The sequence below is a fragment of the Novosphingobium sp. NFX11 genome, assembly GCF_057376415.1.
Genome location: NZ_CP080386.1, coordinates 48,196 through 66,927 on the forward strand (window position 1 = coordinate 48,196; position 18,732 = coordinate 66,927).

The following is an 18,732-nucleotide window of genomic DNA, read 5'->3' on the forward strand; positions in this document are numbered from 1 at the left end:
ATGACGACAGTGCCCTGCGTCCCGGTTTCCTGGGGCGAATTGCTCGACAAGATCACCATTCTCGACATCAAGCGTGCCCGGCTACCACCCGGCCCTGCGCTCGCCAACGTGGAAAAGGAGCACGCGGTGTTGACCCGGGCTGCAGCCGAAATCGTCCGCACCCCGGGGCTGGGCGCCTTGATGGAGCGCCTACAGCGGATCAACGAAACGCTGTGGAATATCGAGGGTGCCATCCGCGAACAGGAGGCGCAGGCCCGCTTCGGCCCCCGCTTCGTCGCGCTGGCACGCTCGGTCTACCAGACGAACGATACCCGCGCGGCGATCAAGCGCGAGATCAACCTCCTGCTCGATTGCGAACTGGTCGAGGAGAAGAGCTACGCGGCCGCCATCGCTCCACCGGTCATGTCCTCGCTCGTCGCCGGACACACGAATTGAGAGTGACCACCCGCATCGCACCACCGTCGATCGACAGAGTGGTCACCGAGGCGGGTTCGCAATCGAGCATAAAGATGCGCTCCATCGGCAACCCCAGCAGGTGTGCCACGATACCCCGAATAATGTCGCAATGGCTGAAGCACAGTGCCGGCGCCTCCCTATGCGCAACCGCGCAAACGAAATCGGCCGCACGCGACACTGCCTGCGCCATTGTCTCTCCGTTCGGACAACCTGCAATACTTCGACGCGCGTTCCAAGCATGCCAGTCGGCCCGCCGGTCGAGCGCCTCGAAGCCCAAACCTGTGAACGCGCCGAAATTGATTTCGTCGAGCGCGGGCACGGCTCCCACCTCCATGCCTCGGGCATGTGCGATCGGGGCTGCCGTCTGCAGCGCACGTCGCCGCGGACTGCTGTGAATGGATGCGATCGGCATTCCTTCCAATGCCGAGACGAGTGCTTCCGCCTGGACCATGCCAGATGCATCGAGCGCGATATCGGATCGGCCGCTCAGGATTCGGCCGACTTCGGCATGGTTCGCGTGACGGACGAGGTGGACCAATCCCATTCATATCCCTCCAAGGCTACATCGGATAACAGCGGCTATAATATTAATTGCCGCCGGTCTTCCTATATATGTGAACCGATGTAATACACATTTGTTAGTATTTCTAAATTCAGGAACTAGAAGAAGAAGAAGCTGTTGCCCCTGACGTACGGCGAGCAAAATCGGCATGGCCCGAAAATCCTTTGCCGCCGTCCATCAAACACTCGTGAAGCGTGGGGCCCGCTATGAAAGAAAACATCCTCTTGACCGGCGGCGCCGGCTTCATCGGACGTCAGGTTGCAGCGGAGCTGCTGCGCCGGGGCAACAATGTCCGGGTGCTCGACTGCCTGCTGGAACAGGTCCACGGAACCGCCGGCCGACCTGCCGATCTCGAACCGGAAGCCGAACTGATCATCGCCGACATCCGCGATGGCGATGCCGTTTCGCGCGCACTCAAAGGAATCGATAGCGTCGTGCACCTGGCCGCCGAAGTGGGCGTAGGCCAGTCGATGTACGAGGTGGAACGCTATACATCCGCCAACGACGTCGGCACCGCCGTCCTGTTCGAACGGCTGATCGACAAGCCGGTGCGCCGCGTCGTCACCGCCTCATCCATGAGCATCTACGGCGAAGGCCTCTACCACGATGTCGACGGCGCCTTCGTCGAAAACGCCGAGCGCGGCACCATGCGAGACGGGCAGAAGGTGTGGGACCCGCTCGACGCGCACGGCCGCGCCTTGTCCCCGGTCGCGACGCCGGAGTGGAAACGCCCCAGCCTGGCCTCGATCTACGCGCTCAACAAGTACGTGCAGGAGCGCACCACGCACATCATGGGCGCCCCATACGGCATCGAAAGCGTGTGCCTGCGCCTATTCAACGTCTACGGCCCGGGCCAGGCGCTCTCCAACCCTTATACGGGCGTGCTCGCAATCTTTGCCTCGCGGCTGCTCAACGGACAACGGCCGATGATATTCGAGGACGGCGAGCAGCGGCGCGATTTCGTCCACGTCAGCGACGCGGCGCGTGCGTTCGCCGATGCTCTGGTCCTGCCGCAGGCGACGGGCCAGACATTCAACATCGGCTCGGGCGAAGACCGATCGGTCACGCAAGTGGCGCAGGCGCTGGCGCGGGCGATGGGCAAGAACGACGTCGAGCCCGAAATCGTGGGCAAAGCGCGCATCGGCGATATCCGCCACTGTTTCTGCGACAAGTCGCTCGCCGCTGAAAAACTTGGCTTCGAAGCGCGACAGGATTTCGTCGAAGGCCTCGCCGAACTGGCCGAATGGGTCCAGCAGCAGACCGCAGAGGACCGCGTCCATCAGGCCCGTGCCGAGTTGGAAGCTCGGGGGCTGGTAGCATGAGCGCCCATCGCGAAGACAATCGCCCGATCCTCGTCACTGGGGGCGCCGGTTTCATCGGCTCCAACCTGGCGGATCGGCTTGCCGGGGAAGGCCACGTCGTCATCGTGTACGACGCGCTTTTGCGCACTGGCGTGGAGCGCAACCTGGCTTGGCTGCAGAGCCGTCATGGCGAGCGCATCCGGCCCCTGATCGGCGATGTCCAGGACGCCGGGCTGCTGGCCGAAGCGGTGGAGCGTTCGCGCGCTGTGTTCCACCTGGCCGCCCAGGTGGCGGTGACGACCAGCCTGGCCGACCCGCGCCAGGATTTCGAGGTGAACCTTGGGGGCACCTTCAACCTGCTGGAAGCGGTGCGCCGTAATCCGGTGCCGGTCGTTTTCGCCTCGACCAACAAGGTCTACGGCGACCTTGCCGATCTCGAATTCACCGCCTCCCGCGACGGCTACCTCCCCACCGACGAGGCGTTCCGTACCCATGGCATCGGCGAAGCGCGACCGCTTGACTTCCACACCCCCTACGGCTGCTCCAAGGGCGCGGCCGACCAGTACGTGCTCGATTATGCGCGCAGTTACGGCGTGCCGGCGGCAGTCTTGCGCATGAGCTGCATCTACGGGCAGCGCCAGATGGGCACGGAGGATCAGGGCTGGGTCGCACACTTCCTCATCCGCGCGCTGGAGGGCGAAGCAATCACCCTTTACGGCGACGGCCAGCAGGTCCGCGACATTCTCGAGGTCGGCGACGCGGTGGCTGCCTATATCGCCGCATGGGACCGCATCGACCGGGTCGCCGGCCGAGCTTTCAACCTGGGCGGCGGCACGGACAACGCGGTCAGCCTGCGCACACTTCTCGACTACATCGGCCACCTTGTCGGCACTCCGCCGCAGGTGCGCTGCGACGAATGGCGCGCGGGCGACCAGCGTTATTTCGTGGCCGACACCCGCGCCGCCGCGAAGGCGCTCGGCCTAGCGCGCCCCTTGCCCTGGCGTGAGGGCGTGGAGCGTCTGACGCGTTGGCTGGCAACGGAACGCGGGCTGGATACCACCCTGGATGAGACACCGCAGCCTGTTCCCGCACGGACCGCAGCATTGTGAGAATACTCATCACGATCGATGCAGTGGGCGGGGTGTGGCAATATGGCCTTGACCTTGCGCGCGAGCTGGCGGGAGCGGGCGCGCAGCCCGTGCTGGTAGTACTGGGCCCTGCCCCCGATGCGGCGCAGCGCGCAGAGGCCTGCTGCATTCCCGGCATCGCCTTGATCGAAACGCAATTGCCGCTCGACTGGCTCTGCGATGGCCCCACGCCTATCCTCGCGGCCGGTGCCGCGATCGCCGACATTGCTCGCGAAATGGGTACCGACCTTATCCAACTCAACATGCCCACCCTCGCCGCTGCCGGGCCGTTCCCCGTGCCGACCATCGCCGTCACCCATGGCTGCGTCACGACCTGGTGGGAGGCGGCCAAGCGGGGCGAGGATCTCGCGTCCGAGTATGCCTGGCATCGCGCGATGACGGGCGCAGGCTTGCGCGCAGCCGACCGCGTGATCGCGCCGACTGCCAGCCACGCCCATACAGTGGCGCGGCACTATGCACTCGATCGGAGTCCGACCGTGGTTCACAACGGCCGCAGCGCGCTGTCGCAGCAGGCCGAGGTCCCCCTGCCCCACGATGTGCTGACCGTCGGACGCCTGTGGGACCGCGTGAAGCGCGCGGACCTGCTGGACCGGGTGGCAGCGCGGATCGAAGCGCCGTTCCGCGCCGCCGGCGCGACCACCGGACCGCATGGCGAGCGTGCCGACTTGCGCAATCTGGTACTGCTGGGCCAACTCGACCGCGAGGGTCTTGGTAGTCGGCTGGCAACGCGGCCCATATTCGTCTCCGCCGCTTCGTTCGAACCGTTCGGGCTGGCCGTGCTCGAAGCGGCGCAGGCAGGTTGTGCGCTCGTCCTCTCGAACATCGATACGTTTCGCGAACTGTGGGACGGCGTGGCCCTGTTCGCCGCGCGCGACGACGAGGCGGCTTACGCGCACGCCATCGAAATTCTGCTGGGCGATCCCGACCATCGCTTGCGCCTGGGAGAGACGGCACGCCGACGCGCAGGGCGCTATAGTCCGGGCGCCATGGCGAATGGTATGCTCGATATCTACAGGCAAGTACTGGGCGAAAGGGCGCAATCCGGGAGGGTCGCTGCATGAGGATCGTCTATTTCACCCATTCGCTCACTTCGTGCTGGAACCATGGCAATGCCCATTTCCTGCGCGGCGTGCTGAGCGAACTGGTCGCGCGCGGCCATGAGGTAAAGGTGTGGGAGCCGGCGGGCGCGTGGAGCCTGTTCAACCTGCTGGCCGATCATGGCGATGCGGGACTGGCCGCATACCGCACAGCCTACCCGGAACTGTCCTCCGCAACGTACGCGCTGGCCTGCCCGCTCGAGCCTCTGGTGGCGGATGCCGACCTCGTCATCGTGCATGAATGGAACGACCCGAAACTGCTCGCCGGGATCGGTCGCCTTCGGGCGGGTGGCGCGGCTTTCACCCTGCTGTTCCACGATACCCATCACCGCGCCGTCAGCGAACCCGACGCAATGCGCGCCTTCGATCTTTCCGCCTATGATGGGGTGCTCGCTTTCGGCGAGGCGCTGAGCGAGGTCTATCGCGACTGGGGCTGGTCCGACCGCGTGTGGACCTGGCACGAGGCCGCCGACGTACGTCGCTTCCATCCCCGGCAGAGGAGACCCAGCGCAAGGGCTTGGTCTGGATCGGCAACTGGGGCGACGGCGAGCGGACCGAGGAGTTGGAGCAATTCCTGTTTCGCCCCGCGCGCGAGGCCGCGCTGCCGCTGGACATCTACGGCGTGCGCTACCCGAATGAGGCGCGGGCGACACTGGTCCGTAATGGCATGAAGTACCACGGCTGGGCGCCCAATGCGCGGGCGCCGGAGATCTTCGCCGGCCACATGGCCACCGTGCATGTGCCCCGGCGCTATTACTCCACGATCCTGCCCGGCATCCCGACCATTCGCGTGTTCGAGGCGCTGGCCTGCGGGATTCCGCTGGTTTCCGCGCCTTGGGTTGATGCCGAGAATTTGTTCCGGCCCGGCGAGGACTACCTCGTCGCCCGCGACGGCGAGCAGATGACACGCCACTTGTGCGCCTTGCGCGACGATCCCGACCTGAGGGCGGAAATCGCCGCGAATGGGCTTGAGACCGTGCTTGCCCGCCACACCTGTGCGCACCGCGTGGACGAACTGCTCGCCATCGCCGCCAGTCTGGCGCCCCCCGAGCCAATGAGCCCCAGGCCATCGAGGACACCCCATGAAGATAGCTTTCTACGGATCGAGCCTGCTTTCATCCTATTGGAACGGCGCGGCGACATATTATCGCGGCATTCTCAAGGCTTTGGCCGGTCACGGCTATGACATCACGTTCTACGAACCCGACGCTTTCGACCGCCAGCAGCACCGCGACATCGCCCCCCAACTTGGGCCCGCTCGGTCGTCTATTCCGCCACGCAGGAGGGCCTGCGCTCAGTGCTGGCGGAGGCCGGTGCGGCGGATATAGTGGTAAAGGCCAACGGCGTAGGCGTGTTCGACCGGGAACTTCTGGAGGGCGTGCTCGCGCAAAGCTCGCCCGGCGCGCTGCGCATTTTCTGGGACGTGGACGCCGCCGCGACGCTGGACGAGATGCGTACCGACACCGCCCATCCCGTGCACCTGGCGTTACCTGAACTGGACATGGTCCTCACTTACGGCGGCGGTCCGCCGGTCGTGGACGCTTATACCGCATTCGGCGCGCGCCGCTGCATTCCAATCTACAACGCGCTCGATCCCGACACCCACCACCCCGCCCCGCGCAACCTGCGCTTCGAAGCCGACCTCGGCCTCCTCGCCAACCGCCTGCCCGACCGCGAGGCGCGCATCGAGGAGTTCTTCCTGCGCGCCGCTGCGCTATTGCCGCAGCGCACTTTCCTGCTGGGCGGAAGCGGCTGGCACGACAAGAAGATGAGCCCCAACGTGCGCGCCATCGGTCATGTCGGCACCGGCGATCACAACGCCCTCAACTGCACCCCCGCGCCGTGCTCAACGTCGCACGCGATTCGATGGCCACCACCGGCTTCTCGCCCGCCACCCGCGTGTTCGAGGCTGCCGGAGCCGGTGCCTGCCTCATCACCGACGCATGGGAGGGGATCGAGCAGTTCCTCCAGCCCGACACCGAAGTTCTCGTCGCCCGCGATGGGCAGGACGTGGCCGCCATCCTCGACAGCCTCACCGCGGAACGCGCCCGAGCGATCGGCGAGGCGGCGCTGCGGCGCGTTCGGGCTGAACATACCTACGCCCTGCGCGCAGAGCAGGTCCATGCGATCTTCCAGGAACACCAGCAGCGCGCGGCGGAGGCAGCATGAAACTCGTCGCCCTCGGCCTCAGCCTCGGTTCGTCCTGGGGCAACGGCCATGCCACCACCTATCGCGCCCTCCTCGCCGCCTTTGCCGCGCGGGGGCACGAAGTCCTGTTCCTCGAACGCGAGGTACCTTGGTACGCCGGTGCCTATCGCGACCTTGCCGATCCCGATTTCTGCCGGCTGGAATACTACCGCGACCTCGATGGCCTGGAGGCGTGGCGGGTCGCTATTGCCGCTGCCGACGCCGTCATCGTGGGATCCTATGTGCCCGATGGGGTTGAAGTCTCGCGCCGGGTCCAGGCGCTGGCGCGCGGCGTCACCGCATTCTACGATATCGACACGCCAGTCACACTGGCCCGCCTGGAACGCGGCGACCACGAATACCTTGCGCCCGCGATGATCCCCGGCTTCGACGTCTACATGTCGTTCACCGGCGGGCCGACCCTGCGGCGCATCGAAAGCGAGTACGGCTCCCCGCCGCGCGCGCGCTATACTGTTCAGTGGACCCGACGCTCTACCGCCCACTCGACGTGGCCAAGCGCTGGGACCTGACGTATCTTGGCACTTACAGCCCCGACCGCCAGCCGACCCTGGACCGGCTGCTGATCGAGCCGGCGCGCCGCCGACCGGACTTGCGCTTCGCGGTGGCCGGCCCGCAATATCCGCAGGACATCGAATGGCCCGCCAACGTCGAGCGGATCGAACACCTACCGCCGGCCGAACACCCCACCTTCTACAACGCGTCGCGCATGACGCTCAACGTCACCCGCGCCGACATGATCGCGGCCGGGTGGTCGCCTTCCGTCCGCCTGTTCGAGGCGGCGGCCTGCGGCACCCCGATCCTGTCCGACCGCTGGGAGGGCATCGACACCCTGTTCGTGCCCAATCGCGAGATCACCCTGGCTGAAACGAGCGAGGACGCGCTCGCAGCGATTGCACGGCCCTCGCCCGAGATCGGCACGGCTGCACGCCAACGCGTACTCGATGCCCATACGGCGGACCACCGCGCCGCCGAAATGGAAGCCCATCTGGGCGAAGCGGCACGACACCGCATATTGCAACCCAAGGAGAGGAACGGCACCATGACCAGCGATAGACCACCCCTTACCCTGGTCGCGGGCGGTGCCGGCTTCATCGGCTCGCACCTTTGCTCCGAACTGCTCGCCCGCGGCGATCACGTCGTTTGCCTCGACAACCTGCAGACGGCCCGGCCATCGAACCTGCGGCTGCTAGAGGATCATCCGAACTTTGACTTCGTGGAGGGCGACATCGTCAACGCACTGCCATCCACGATCCTCGACCGAGCCGCGCGGTTCGCACGCGTCTATAACCTCGCCTGCGCCGCCTCGCCGCCGCAGTATCAAGCCGATCCCGAGCACACGATGCTGACCTGCGTGCTGGGCACCGACAACCTGCTGCGTCTGGCCGAAAGCGCGGGTGCGCGCTTCCTGCTCACTTCGACCAGCGAGGTCTACGGCGATCCCGAGATCCACCCCCAGCGCGAGGATTATCGCGGCTGGGTGAACTGCACCGGGCCACGCGCCTGCTACGATGAAGGCAAGCGCGCCGCCGAAGCCATGGCGTTCGACTTCGCGCGCATGGGCCGAGCACAGGTTCGCGTGGCGCGGATCTTCAACACTTACGGCCCGCACATGCACCCCGACGACGGGCGCGTGGTCTCGAACTTGGTCTGCCAGGCGCTATCGGGCCGTGACATCACCGTATACGGCGACGGTACGCAGACGCGCAGCTTCTGCTACGTCTCCGACATGGTGGAGGGGCTGATCCGCCTGATGGAAAGCGACATCGACGGGCTGGAGCCGATCAACCTCGGCAACCCGGAGGAACGCACCGTCAACGAACTGCTGGAGGCGGTGCTGGCGCTCGTCGATCGCCCGGTGCAGATCACGCACCTGCCGCTGCCGGTCGACGATCCACGGCGCCGGCGCCCCGACATTTCCCGCGCCGAGACTATGCTGGGCTGGAATCCGCGCATGCCGCTGGCGCAAGGACTCGCGCGCACCTGCGCCTGGTTTGCCGAGGAAATCAGCGCCTGCGATTGCAACGAGCCGGCGGCCACCCCTCCATAGCCGCCGAATAGCACCGCCTCAGCGTATCCACACGCCTACCAGCGCTGCGATGCACACCAGCAGGAGAAAGCCGTTCACGCCGATTAGCAGGTTCGACGGTAGGCTCGCGCCACACTGCAGCGATGAAGCGGAACCCGGCGAACACGACGAGCAGGCTGCCGGTCGCCAGCCCCAGCCAGTCGGGTACGACATGCTCGAGCAGCGCCGCGGCGCCGACGCCGGATGCCAGCACGGTGCGATCAGCGGCAAGCTCGGTGCGGCGATCGGCGCTGTCCTGCTGCCGGCCCGCGCTTTTCTCCAAATGCCGGGCGCTGCAGGTCAGCTCCTTCTTGGCATTGCTGGTTTCGGTTTCGGTGCTCATTTCCGGCCAACGCGCGGGCGCGCCGTCAGGTTTTCGCATGGGCGCGATTTGCTGGGAGTTGCTTACATGCGCTGGCGAACGGGAACGCGGTGAGCACGTCGCGATTTGCCGGATCGAGATCGCGCATCACAGGAGCAAGGCATGAGTTCCGCCACCAAGACCACCGAACACAACGAAATCCGCCAGTGGATCGAGGATCGTGGCGGCCGCCCCTCCGTCGTCGCAGCGACGCATGACAACGGCCGCGAGGGCGGGTTGCTTCGGATCGACTTCGGCGAAAAGGACGAGACGCTCGAAGAGATCGAGTGGGAGGAATTCTTCCGGATCTTCAATGCCAACGGCTTGGCCTTCGTGCATCAGGACGAAACCGCCGATGGCAAACCCAGCCGTTTCGCCAAGTTCGTGTCCGGTGACGAGGACTGACGCCGTCAGTCCCGGCTTCGAGGCATCGGGGCGATGAGGCGATCATATTCCTCCTCCGCCTTGCCATAGGATTCGCCGGCCAGTCGCTTCAGCCCCGGCCGATCGAGAATGGTCACGCTGCCGCGCTTGCAACGGATCAGGCCTTCGCCTTCCAGCATGTGCAGCGTGAGGGTGACGCCGGAGCGCTGGGCCGCGATCATCACTGCCATGAATTCGTGAGTGAGGCCGATTTCGTGCGTGCCCATGCGATCGTGGCACATCAGCAGCCAGCGGGCGAGCCGGCTTTCCAGCGTATGATGAGCGTTCGCCATCGCACTGAAGCTCACTTGTACCATGAAGCTGTGGCAGAACCGCAGCAGCAGGCTGCGAAGACTGACGCTGGCGGCGAACGCATCGCGCACATGCTCCGTGGGCACGCGCAACGCGGTCCCTTCTGCAACCTGGGTGAACACCTCCATCGGCGTGCTGTCCGAGCCCATCAGGACCGGCACGCCCGACATCCCCTCACGCCCGAAGATGCCCACCTCGGTTTTGGCGCCCTTGTCGTTAGTCGCCACCACCGAAACGATGCCGCCTTCGGGAAAGAACATATGCTCTATCGGCCGGCCGGCCCAGACCAGGCTCTGTCCGCGTTCTTGCTCCACGCGGATCACATGGGGCGCCAGACGCGCCCGGTCCTCGTCGTCCATCATCTGCACGAGCAGGTTGGCGCTTTGATCCATTACCGAGGATGACATGCGCCGCTCCTTGCCCGATCGCACTCAAGCATGACGCCGCAGCTTGGTAAAGCTAATGCCTGAAAACGGTGCAAAGCTTCCTCGTTTGCACAGGGCGAACAGGTTGGCCTCTCGCCCCGCCGCGATGGCTGCACGCTACGGCGCGCGATCGGCGCACACCGGAAACTGCGCCATTGTCGCTCAGGTTATGGGAAGCGTCGTCGTCGCTGTGAGGCAACGCGCGAACCAAGGAGAAAGGTGATGCCCGGCGGAGGAGAATACGAACCCCAGGATTCCCGCAAGGTCACCGGCACCGCCGGCGACAAGGACAAGTCCTGGCGCGAACAGGAGGATGCCCGCGCCGGCCGCGGCGAATACGAACCGCGGGACGTGCGCAACGTAACCGGTCAGCCCGCGAGCGAAACGGATCGCTGGCGCAAGGATGAAGCCGAGCCTCCCAAGGCTGGCGGAGAGCCCGCCGAAGGATCGCGCGAAGCCGTCGAAAGGGCCGCGAAATCAAGGCCAAAAGCTGCGCAAGGTTCTACCGACGCGCGGCAATCGGTGGATTGAGGGGCCGCCATTTTGTTCGATAACGGACAAAAGGACTTAGTGATCTTCCCTTGAAACCCTGCAGCTATATACTGGTAATTACAGGATGCAGGGCAGGAGACCGATGGCTTTATTCGCGCCGAAGTCGTGGAAAATGTGGGGGAATGGTCCGACAGTCCTGATCTTGGCCGCGAGTCCGTTGAAGTGAGCAGTTCTTCCGTCTCCTTAAACCGATTTTCCGCATCGCTGCGGGCGATCGACCGCAAAACTTCCAGGTCGGCAAATGCAGCGCCCGGCATGTCGGGGCGGCTACGGGACCTGTTTTCGCACATCACGCCGAGGCTGAAGGAATTCGACGCAGGCGACTTTTTGCTTCCCGAGCGGCATGTGTGCACCGCCCTGCTGTTCCTTGAAGACGGGTGGGCCTGTCGGTTCGTGACGACGCGCGATGGTAAGCGACATTCAGCGGCGGCCATCGTACCGGGGGACTGCGTGAACCTCGAAGCGATCGTGGCCGACGAGATGGACTGCGGCGTGCAGATGCTGACGCCGGGTAAGCTCCACTCGATCCCGCTTGCAGCCGTGCGTGACGCTTACGGCCATGTAAACGAAGTCGCCCAGCTCGCCTCCTCTCTGGCAATGATGGAAAAGGCGATCCTGGCGCAACATACCTTACGCCTGGGCAGGATGGCGGCGCGCGAACGGCTGATGCATCTGTTGTGCGAATTGGTCTATCGCACTGGTCACGGTGGCCACGGCAGGCCAGGCGATCCGATGGAGGTCCCGCTGACGCAGGAATGGCTTGCGGATTTGCTGGGCTTGACCACAGTTCACGTCAACCGCACCCTCCAGCAGTTGCGCAGCGAAGGCCTGCTCGAATCCCGGTCACACCGTGTAGTGGTTCCCGACGTGGAAGCCCTGCGGCTACTGTGCGATTTCGATCCCCGTTATCTTGCGGCGCACGGGCCGTCGCCGGGGTCGTATCAACGCTGATTCGCTAATAAAACCTCGATCTGTTCGGTATCGAACACAGCGGCTTGGACGCCTCGCAAGCGGGACAAAGAGGTTCTATCGCAGCGCCGGAAAGACCGGGTGATGGCATGGGCCTCCGCGTTCGGTAATTGGGCGATATCAATGCGTAAGCGCGAACTGGACGTCACCGAGAACCGCTTGCTGCGCACCCTGACGTCGACGGACCTCGCCCTTCTCGCTGGCCATCTCGAGCCTGTCCGCCTGCGGCGTGGCACGGTCCTGGTCCATCTCACGAACCGATCGAATCCGCATGGTTCCTGACCTCCGGCCTGAGTTCGATCGTGGCGCCGTGTCCCAACACCTCCGGGGTCGAAGTCGGCATGACCGGGCGGGACGGGATGATCGGCATTTCGCTTCTCCTGGACAGCGACCGCTCGCCGCACAGTGCCTCGATGCAAGCGGACGGCGCCGGCTTTCGGATCGACGCGCCTGTGCTGGCGCGCACGCTTGCCGGCAGCGCTTCCATCCAGCGACATCTGCTGCGCTACGTCCATGCCTTCTGCGTGCAGCAGGGGCATACCGCGCTGTCCAACGCGATCCACTCCGTCGAGCAGCGCCTGGCCCGTTGGCTGTTGATGGCACACGACCGACAGGACGGCGACGGCATCGCCATGACCCACGAATTCATGGCGCTGGCCCTGGGCGTGCGGCGCCCCAGCGTGACGATCGCGCTGCACTCGCTCGAAGGCATAGGACTGCTCAAGGCGACGCGAGGCCTTGTGCTCATTCGTGACCGGCAAGGGATGGAGACATTCGCCCGAACGGCTTACGGCACGCCCGAAGCGGAGTACAATCGGCTGATCGGGCCGAGTCGGTAGCGACCCGATCCCCGAACGGAGACCGCCAGCGGCGAGAGTGCCGCGGCCCACTGCGATGTCTGCGACGACTTGCGCTGCGTCGACGAGAGCCGTTCCTAGGCGGTTATTCGTAGTCCTCTTCCTCGTCGACGACCTCCTCGAGGGACTCGTCGTCATCTTCGGGATCTACATAGTCGAGCGGGTTGAGGCCCAGGTCCGCCGCGATTTCTAGTTCGGACGCGACGACGACGATCTCCTCGCCGTCCTCGAGCTCGATCACCGTGGTTTCTTCTTCCTTGCCGGGCTTGAGGTGGACGACATCGTCGCCTCCTTCGCCGTTCGGCACCTGTCTGACGAACGTGACGGCGCGGGTTCGCGTTCCCGTGCGAAAGGCAATCCTGGAGCCGCGCCTACCAACGGTGGCGCCGGCGTCCGCTGTTCTGGATTACGCTGAGCCTGGAGAGCAGCACGTTCGCCTCCGTCAGCGACGTGCGCACTTGCGCGAGCGAGGTCGCCAGCTCCGCACGCGCAGCGCTGGCCCGCCGATGCGTGTCCGCCAGCGCGGCAAGCAGGACTTGCGGCGGCTGCCTGACCGCGTTGGCAGGGCGGCAATTGTCCAGCAGTTCTGAGAACTCCAGGCGATTGATGATCAGACCCGCACTGTTGGCGATCTCGAAAGCGCAACCAGAAGGGTCGGTCCGACCGTTCAGCAGATCCCCCCACATGGCCGTCGCCGCAGAGAAGGCTTCGAGATAGGCATGATCGGCCGAGGGAAGATCGACCCCCTGTTCGTCGTCAAAATGAACGTTTCCGTCGAAAAAGTGAAAGAAGAACCGAGCCATGCAGTACCCTCTGCGCCTTTCAGGCTTGTCTCTGGATTATCGGGCGGCTGCTACCTATGCCTGATGCAAAGCATGATTGACCGCACGTCGATCCGGCGCAACCTGTGCGGTCACCGACCGCGCCGTCTGGAATAATGAACGCGAGAACTGACGATGACAAGCGTGATTGAAGACGTGGCGGGCATAACCGACGCACTGACGCCGGTCTGCGCGATCGGAGCCTCAGCAGGCGGCATCAAGGCGCTGCAGACGTTCTTCGGCACCATCGAACCCGACCTCGGGCTTGCCTACGTCGTCATCGTGCACCTGGCACCCGACTATCCCAGCCAGCTCGCCGAAATCCTGCGCGCTGCCACCTCGATGTCCGTCAACCAAGTGGAGGATCTCGCCCGAACTGAAGCCCAACTGTGTCTACGTCATCCCGCCCGATCGCGAACTCGTGATCGAGGGCAACCAGATCAAGGCCCGCAACTTCGTGGAACCGCGCGGCAGGCGTGCGCCCATCGACATGTTCTTCCGCTCTATCGCCGATGCGCGCGGCGATGGCTTCGCGGTGGTGCTGACCGGAGCCGGCGCGGACGGCGCGGTGGGTGTGCGGCAAGTCAAGGAAGCGGGCGGCCTGATCCTCGTTCAGGACCCTCGCGACGCGGAATTCCCGATGATGCCGCGCAGTGCAATCGCCACCGGCGTCGCCGATTTCGTCGAGCCGATCCGCGAACTGGTGGTGCGCATCGCCGAAACCACCCGCAGTAAACAGGCCCTCATCGACAACGAGAACGAGGACGCGGAAAACCACATCGCCCGGATCATCACGTTCCTGCGGGTCCGCACCGGGCACGATTTCTCCAGCTACAAGTCCGCCACCGTGCGTCGCCGGATCGGCCGGCGTATGCAGGTGACACGCCAGACCAGCGTGGCGGACTATGCCCGCTATATGACCCAGACTCCGGAAGAAGCGCAGGAACTGTTCGGCGACCTGCTGATCTCGGTTACCTCGTTCTTCCGCGACCGCGCCGCGTTCCTCAACCTTACCCAGACCGTGATCCCGGCGATCTTCGATGCCCATGGCCTGGACGAGACCATCCGCGTCTGGTCAGTCGGCTGCGCCACCGGCGAGGAGCCCTACAGCCTTGCCATGCTCATGCTGGAGGAGGCCGAGCGCCGCGAAGTGCGCCCGCACATCCAGATCTTCGCCAGCGACCTTGACGAAGGCGCTCTCGCGACCGCGCGCGAGGGGCGCTATCCCCGCGCCATCGAGGCAGACATGAGCGAGGAGCGGCTCAACCGCTTCTTCGTCGCCGAAGTAGAGCATTACCGCATCCGCAAGGACGTGCGCGATCTGGTGCTGTTCGCCCATCACAGCGCGCTCAAGGATCCGCCGTTTATGCGGCTCGACCTGGTGATGTGCCGCAACCTGCTGATCTATCTGGAGCGTGACCTGCAGCGCCAGCTCCTCGCTCTATTCCACTACGCGCTGCGACCCGGCGGCCACCTTTTCCTGGGCTCGGCGGAAACCGCGGACGTGCGCCCCGAACTGTTCGCGACTCACAACCGCGATTCACGCATCTACGCGGCCAAGCCGCGCAACACGAATTCGATAGAGCTGCTCAACCAGCTTCCGCGCGATCATCGCCGCGACATACCCGCTCTGCGCGATCCGCCCAGCCACCGCGACCGATCGCCGGGTCTCGCCCATCACGGCGCGCTCGAGAAGACATCGCCGCCCAGCGTCCTGGTCGACGAGGAACACCGCATCATCAACCTGTCGCAGACGGCGGGACGTTTCATCATGCCCCCGAAGGTCCGCTCAGCACCGAGCTGCCCGACATCGTCCGCCCGGAGCTGCGCGCAGAACTGCGCAGCGCCCTGCACCGCGCTTTCACCGCGAATGAAGCAAGCGTGACCCTTCCGCTTAACGTGGCGTTCAATGGCACGTTCCACCGGGTAGCGATATACGTCGCTCCGTCGCCGGAGGAGCCGCAGAGCGCGCCCATGGCGCTGGTCGTCTTCCTCGACGCGGGCGCGATCGACAGCGAGATCACACCGGACGATCTGATCGACGAGGTTGTCGGCGCCCAGGAAATCCGCCGTCTGCGCGAAGAGCTGCGCGGCGCGCAGGAACGCCTGAGCGCAAGCCGCCGCGAACATGAAAGCGCGATCCAGGAACTGCGCATCGCCAACGAGGAACTGCAGTCCGTCAACGAGGAATACCGCTCCACCGCAGAGGAGCTGGAGACCAGCAAGGAGGAACTGCAGTCGATCAACGAGGAACTGCAGACCGTCAACTTCGAGCTGAGGAGCAAGCTCGACAACATCGCCAACGCGCACAGCGACCTGCAGAACCTCATCAACTCGACGGAGATCGGCACGCTTTTCCTTGATGCGGACTTGCGCATCAAGATGCTCACCCCGGCGGTGGAACAGCTGTTCAGCGTCACTGATTCTGACGTCGGCCGGCCGATCACGGATTTCACCCACAAACTGGTGTACGAAGGCGTCGAGGCCGACGCGCGCCATGTCCTGCGCAGCCTCTCCTCGATGGAGGACGAGGTCCAGACCCGCGACGGACGGTGGCTCATGATGCGCCTTCGCCCTTATCGCACTGTTGAAGACCGCATCGAAGGCATCGTCCTGAGCTTCGTCGACATTACCCAGCGGCGAACCGCCGAAGATGCCTTGCGCGAAAGCGAAGAACGCTACCGTTCGATGTTTGAACAGACGGGGGCGCAGGCAAACGAAGACAAGCGGGTGCGCGAACTGCTCGAACAGCAATGCGCACGTCTTACAAATAGGCGCGGCTCCGAATAAAACGAGCTTGCAGCGTAAGAAGGCAGGTACGTCGGCGTTGCCGGACGAGCCGTTTCGAAACACAGGATGCTTTGTCTGGCTCGACTCGTCGCTTTTGCGCATTGCACAATCACATGTGTTAATGCGCCAGTATCGGAAATGCTGTGTCTGGGTTTCACGTTCTCGTCGGGCGGGATTGAGGATGGAGCATTATCTGCTCTTGATGACAGTCTATTATTGCCCGGCATCTGCATCGAGGGAAAGTGCCCGCTGAGCCACCGTTAATTCGTTTCAGGCATTCGGGCCCTTCGTCGATGATGGCGGGAAGGCCGAAAGAAACGTTGCCACACGGCAGCGTGCGGCAATCGAGGAGCAGGTCGATGAGCCATGTGGATTCTGCGGCGCCATCGGAAACCACTCAATTGCTGCTGCGCGAAACCAACCATCGCTGCGCGAACGATCTGCAGTTGGTGGTCAGCCTGCTCGCTTTGCAAAGCCGCCGGGTATCCAGCGATGAGGCGCGTGCTGCCCTTCACGATGCGATGGACCGGGTCGCTGTCCTGGCCCAAGCCCGGGCCGCCATGCTGCACCCGGCAGATGGAAACCTCGAGGCAGCCCTTCGCCAGACGTGTGAAGCCCTCAGCGCCCAAGCCGAACCGCGATCAATCCTCCTGGCTGCGTCTTTCGGCCATTGCCCCGACCGCCTCTCAGCAGACCAGATCACCGCGATCGCCCTGGCGGTGAATGAATTGGCCACCAATGCGATCAAACACGCCTTTCAACAGCGAGAGCAGGGCAAGATCACCATCTCGGTGGACAGCGATGGCGAAAGCATAGTCGTGACCGTCGATGATGACGGTCTTCCCTTGCCCGAACCTGCGGCTTGGCATACAACCGGGCTGGGCCTTGGCCTCGTCGAGCGTCTGCTGGCTTCGATCGGCGGACACCTCAAGCATCCGCAGGCAGAGTCGAAGAGCTTTCGTATCGAAGTGCCCGCGAAAGAAACGACGAGGCCTTCGATTTCTCGTCCGCCCGATCGCGAGCCGGTGGCGCCCCGGTTACACGCACCCTTCCAGGTACTCGATGATTAGCCACCAGTCTCGCCTGGAGGTCAGCAGCCCAGGCCAGTTCCTGCTGGACGGCGCGCTCGATCGGGTTTGAGGTGCGCAGGCGCCGGCGGTGGTGCTCAGGCAGGGCGAAGACAGCCAGGCCTTCGGGGATGGCGTTTTCGAGCCAGTCGGCGAGCTTGGGCGCGGTTTTGCAGTAGCCCGCGACGAGCTCGTCGAGCGCGGCCTGTGCCTTAGCCAGCGAGCCGGCGTTCCAGACGCTGCGCAGTTCTGAGCCGATGCGAGCGCGGATGGCGACGTTGGGGGCGTGATGGATAGCATTGGCGGCGAGGTGGAACTGGGAGCGCTGCCAGGTGGCCGACCCGAGTACCGCCCGGCGAGCGGCGCGCAGGCCTGCATGATCATCCGACACGATGAATTCGACGCCTCGCATGCCGCGGGCGACCAGATCATCGAGGAAGCCGCGCCAGTGGACCTCAGCCTCCGACAGGGCGACGCTGACACCGAGCACCCGGCGGCGCTCGTCAGATCCGATCCCGATCGCAGAGAATACCGCAGCATCGCGCACAACGCCGCCCTGGCGCATTTTCTCGTACCGCGCGTCGAGGATGAGGTAACGGATCTCGCCCAGTGGGCGGGTCCGCCACGCCTCCAGCTCCTCGTCAAGCAGGGCCGCAGCGCGGCTGACCTGCGAAGAGGACATTCCCTCGATGCCAAATTCGCGCAGCACCGCCTCGGTCTGTCGGGTGGAAACACCCTTCACGTACATCTCCGCCACCGCCAGCATGACCGCGCGCACGGAGCGGCACCCACGCTCCAGCGATTGCGGGTAGAAAGGCTGCCCGTCATGACCGGCGGTCTTGGGGACTGCCACATGCACTGTGCCCGCTGGCGTATCGATCCGCTTGGGCTTGTAGCCGTTCGCATAGCCACGCCGGTCGGGCGTTCGCTCATAGCGCTGCGCGCCCAGAAAGCGTTCACGCTCGATCCGCATCGCCATCTCGAAGGTGCGCGCGAACACAGCCGCAATCCCTTCGGGGCCGTGTTCGATCAACTGTTCCAGAACTGCCTCGATCGCTGTATCGTCGCGTTTGTCCATTCGTCTGCTCCATGGTTGGGTAGTGACTCCATGGAATGCTGAAGATGGGCAGCCGGTGCCGGGGCATGCCCCGGCACCGGCTTAACGGTCCCGACCCGAATGAATTTCCATACCTCTGGTTATACAACCCAAAAAAAGCACATTGCCGACCCAGTGTGCGTTTGAAACCCAGTTTAATGCGGCTCGCTACTTCGAAAATCACTGTGGCGACCGGGAGAAAAGGGGTTGCCATATGACATC

At 64.5% G+C, this 18,732-nt stretch carries 17 protein-coding genes and 6 pseudogenes; 16 read left to right on the forward strand and 7 right to left on the reverse strand.

Annotated features, from left to right (window positions below):
- The gene (locus KZO24_RS26685; protein WP_486488122.1) at window positions 1–435 is read left to right on the forward strand and encodes a DUF6165 family protein; all 435 of its coding nucleotides are present in this window, start codon (window positions 1–3) and stop codon (window positions 433–435) included.
- On the opposite strand, the gene KZO24_RS26690 is transcribed toward KZO24_RS26685, so the two are convergent.
- On the reverse strand, window positions 401–994 hold the full coding sequence (locus KZO24_RS26690; protein ID WP_486488123.1) for a histidine phosphatase family protein: 594 nt from the start codon (window positions 992–994) through the stop codon (window positions 401–403). The two genes, KZO24_RS26685 and KZO24_RS26690, sit on opposite strands and share 35 nt — an antisense overlap.
- A 230-nt stretch (window positions 995–1,224) precedes the next feature.
- On the opposite strand from KZO24_RS26690, the gene KZO24_RS26695 reads away from it, so the two are divergent.
- The 7 genes and pseudogenes from KZO24_RS26695 to KZO24_RS26725 all read left to right on the forward strand — a co-directional run bounded on the left by KZO24_RS26695 (window position 1,225) and on the right by KZO24_RS26725 (window position 8,819).
- Window positions 1,225–2,340 (forward strand): NAD-dependent epimerase/dehydratase family protein, encoded by a 1,116-nt coding sequence (locus KZO24_RS26695; RefSeq protein ID WP_486488124.1) that lies wholly within the window; start codon window positions 1,225–1,227, stop codon window positions 2,338–2,340.
- A complete protein-coding gene (locus KZO24_RS26700; RefSeq protein ID WP_486488125.1) occupies window positions 2,337–3,428 on the forward strand; it encodes an NAD-dependent epimerase/dehydratase family protein in 1,092 nt (363 codons plus the stop codon). The genes KZO24_RS26695 and KZO24_RS26700 overlap by 4 nt, the downstream gene beginning before the upstream one ends.
- The gene (locus tag KZO24_RS26705; RefSeq protein ID WP_486488126.1) at window positions 3,425–4,528 is read left to right on the forward strand and encodes a glycosyltransferase family 4 protein; all 1,104 of its coding nucleotides are present in this window, start codon (window positions 3,425–3,427) and stop codon (window positions 4,526–4,528) included. The genes KZO24_RS26700 and KZO24_RS26705 overlap by 4 nt, the downstream gene beginning before the upstream one ends.
- A pseudogene (locus tag KZO24_RS26710) lies at window positions 4,525–5,612 on the forward strand (CgeB family protein); the annotation flags it as partial. The gene KZO24_RS26705 and the pseudogene KZO24_RS26710, both read left to right, overlap by 4 nt.
- 34 nt (window positions 5,613–5,646) lie before the next feature.
- Window positions 5,647–6,733, forward strand: a pseudogene (locus tag KZO24_RS26715) (CgeB family protein).
- Window positions 6,730–7,772, forward strand: a pseudogene (locus KZO24_RS26720) (CgeB family protein); the annotation flags it as partial. The pseudogenes KZO24_RS26715 and KZO24_RS26720, both read left to right, overlap by 4 nt.
- Window positions 7,773–7,811: 39 nt before the next feature.
- On the forward strand, window positions 7,812–8,819 hold the full coding sequence (locus tag KZO24_RS26725; protein ID WP_486488410.1) for a UDP-glucuronic acid decarboxylase family protein: 1,008 nt from the start codon (window positions 7,812–7,814) through the stop codon (window positions 8,817–8,819).
- Here the strand turns inward: KZO24_RS26725 and KZO24_RS26730 are convergent.
- Entirely contained in the window at window positions 8,776–9,180 is a 405-nt protein-coding gene (locus tag KZO24_RS26730; protein WP_486488127.1) for a hypothetical protein, read from the reverse strand. The two genes, KZO24_RS26725 and KZO24_RS26730, sit on opposite strands and share 44 nt — an antisense overlap.
- A gap of 141 nt (window positions 9,181–9,321) precedes the next feature.
- Here KZO24_RS26730 and KZO24_RS26735 point away from each other — a divergent pair, with 141 nt between their 5' ends.
- Window positions 9,322–9,603: a hypothetical protein gene (locus KZO24_RS26735; protein ID WP_486488128.1), complete on the forward strand. Its 282-nt coding sequence runs from the start codon at window positions 9,322–9,324 to the stop codon at window positions 9,601–9,603.
- Window positions 9,604–9,608: 5 nt separating this feature from the next.
- On the opposite strand, the gene KZO24_RS26740 is transcribed toward KZO24_RS26735, so the two are convergent.
- Window positions 9,609–10,340, reverse strand: coding sequence for a Crp/Fnr family transcriptional regulator (locus KZO24_RS26740; protein ID WP_486488129.1), 732 nt, complete (start codon window positions 10,338–10,340; stop codon window positions 9,609–9,611).
- A 240-nt stretch (window positions 10,341–10,580) separates the two neighbouring features.
- On the opposite strand from KZO24_RS26740, the gene KZO24_RS26745 reads away from it, so the two are divergent.
- Complete coding sequence (locus KZO24_RS26745) at window positions 10,581–10,889, forward strand: hypothetical protein (protein ID WP_486488130.1); 309 nt, start codon at window positions 10,581–10,583, stop codon at window positions 10,887–10,889.
- Between the two features lie 183 nt (window positions 10,890–11,072).
- Window positions 11,073–11,861, forward strand: coding sequence for a Crp/Fnr family transcriptional regulator (locus KZO24_RS26750; protein WP_486488131.1), 789 nt, complete (start codon window positions 11,073–11,075; stop codon window positions 11,859–11,861).
- Window positions 11,862–11,999: 138 nt separating this feature from the next.
- On the opposite strand, the gene KZO24_RS26755 is transcribed toward KZO24_RS26750, so the two are convergent.
- Window positions 12,000–12,128, reverse strand: coding sequence for a hypothetical protein (locus tag KZO24_RS26755; protein WP_486488132.1), 129 nt, complete (start codon window positions 12,126–12,128; stop codon window positions 12,000–12,002).
- 110 nt (window positions 12,129–12,238) lie between these two features.
- Here KZO24_RS26755 and KZO24_RS26760 point away from each other — a divergent pair, with 110 nt between their 5' ends.
- A complete protein-coding gene (locus tag KZO24_RS26760) occupies window positions 12,239–12,718 on the forward strand; it encodes a Crp/Fnr family transcriptional regulator (RefSeq protein WP_486488133.1) in 480 nt (159 codons plus the stop codon).
- A 103-nt stretch (window positions 12,719–12,821) separates the two neighbouring features.
- On the opposite strand, the gene KZO24_RS26765 is transcribed toward KZO24_RS26760, so the two are convergent.
- Both KZO24_RS26765 and KZO24_RS26770 read right to left on the reverse strand, forming a co-directional pair.
- Window positions 12,822–13,043 carry a hypothetical protein gene (locus KZO24_RS26765; RefSeq protein ID WP_486488134.1) on the reverse strand — a complete coding sequence of 74 codons (222 nt, stop codon included), beginning with the start codon at window positions 13,041–13,043 and terminating at the stop codon, window positions 12,822–12,824.
- A gap of 64 nt (window positions 13,044–13,107) precedes the next feature.
- On the reverse strand, window positions 13,108–13,539 hold the full coding sequence (locus tag KZO24_RS26770; RefSeq protein ID WP_486488135.1) for a DUF6894 family protein: 432 nt from the start codon (window positions 13,537–13,539) through the stop codon (window positions 13,108–13,110).
- Window positions 13,540–13,692: 153 nt separating this feature from the next.
- Between KZO24_RS26770 and KZO24_RS26775 the strand changes: the two are divergent.
- The 4 genes and pseudogenes from KZO24_RS26775 to KZO24_RS26790 all read left to right on the forward strand — a co-directional run.
- Window positions 13,693–13,869: pseudogene (locus tag KZO24_RS26775) on the forward strand (chemotaxis protein CheB); the annotation flags it as partial.
- A gap of 109 nt (window positions 13,870–13,978) precedes the next feature.
- Window positions 13,979–15,442, forward strand: coding sequence for a CheR family methyltransferase (locus KZO24_RS26780; RefSeq protein WP_486488136.1), 1,464 nt, complete (start codon window positions 13,979–13,981; stop codon window positions 15,440–15,442).
- Window positions 15,443–15,615: 173 nt separating this feature from the next.
- Window positions 15,616–16,236, forward strand: a pseudogene (locus KZO24_RS26785) (PAS domain-containing protein); the annotation flags it as partial.
- Window positions 16,237–16,706: 470 nt separating this feature from the next.
- Window positions 16,707–17,267 (forward strand): annotated as a pseudogene (locus KZO24_RS26790) (sensor histidine kinase); the annotation flags it as partial.
- Window positions 17,268–17,274: 7 nt separating this feature from the next.
- On the opposite strand, the gene KZO24_RS26795 reads toward KZO24_RS26790, so the two are convergent.
- On the reverse strand, window positions 17,275–18,492 hold the full coding sequence (locus KZO24_RS26795) for an IS256 family transposase (protein ID WP_486488137.1): 1,218 nt from the start codon (window positions 18,490–18,492) through the stop codon (window positions 17,275–17,277).
- Window positions 18,493–18,732 lie beyond the last annotated feature (240 nt).

Bases quoted from the DNA above. Each gene is read 5' to 3' on its own strand.
- KZO24_RS26685 (WP_486488122.1), top strand. From the start codon at position 1: ATGACGACAGTGCCCTGCGTCCCGGTTTCCTGGGGCGAATTGCTCGAC.
- KZO24_RS26695 (WP_486488124.1), top strand. From the start codon at position 1,225: ATGAAAGAAAACATCCTCTTGACCGGCGGCGCCGGCTTCATCGGACGT.
- KZO24_RS26700 (WP_486488125.1), top strand. From the start codon at position 2,337: ATGAGCGCCCATCGCGAAGACAATCGCCCGATCCTCGTCACTGGGGGC.
- KZO24_RS26725 (WP_486488410.1), top strand. From the start codon at position 7,812: ATGACCAGCGATAGACCACCCCTTACCCTGGTCGCGGGCGGTGCCGGC.
- KZO24_RS26730 (WP_486488127.1), bottom strand. From the start codon at position 9,180: ATGAGCACCGAAACCGAAACCAGCAATGCCAAGAAGGAGCTGACCTGC.
- KZO24_RS26735 (WP_486488128.1), top strand. From the start codon at position 9,322: ATGAGTTCCGCCACCAAGACCACCGAACACAACGAAATCCGCCAGTGG.
- KZO24_RS26740 (WP_486488129.1), bottom strand. From the start codon at position 10,340: ATGTCATCCTCGGTAATGGATCAAAGCGCCAACCTGCTCGTGCAGATG.
- KZO24_RS26745 (WP_486488130.1), top strand. From the start codon at position 10,581: ATGCCCGGCGGAGGAGAATACGAACCCCAGGATTCCCGCAAGGTCACC.
- KZO24_RS26755 (WP_486488132.1), bottom strand. From the start codon at position 12,128: ATGGACCAGGACCGTGCCACGCCGCAGGCGGACAGGCTCGAGATGGCC.
- KZO24_RS26760 (WP_486488133.1), top strand. From the start codon at position 12,239: ATGATCGGCATTTCGCTTCTCCTGGACAGCGACCGCTCGCCGCACAGT.
- KZO24_RS26770 (WP_486488135.1), bottom strand. From the start codon at position 13,539: ATGGCTCGGTTCTTCTTTCACTTTTTCGACGGAAACGTTCATTTTGAC.
- KZO24_RS26795 (WP_486488137.1), bottom strand. From the start codon at position 18,492: ATGGACAAACGCGACGATACAGCGATCGAGGCAGTTCTGGAACAGTTG.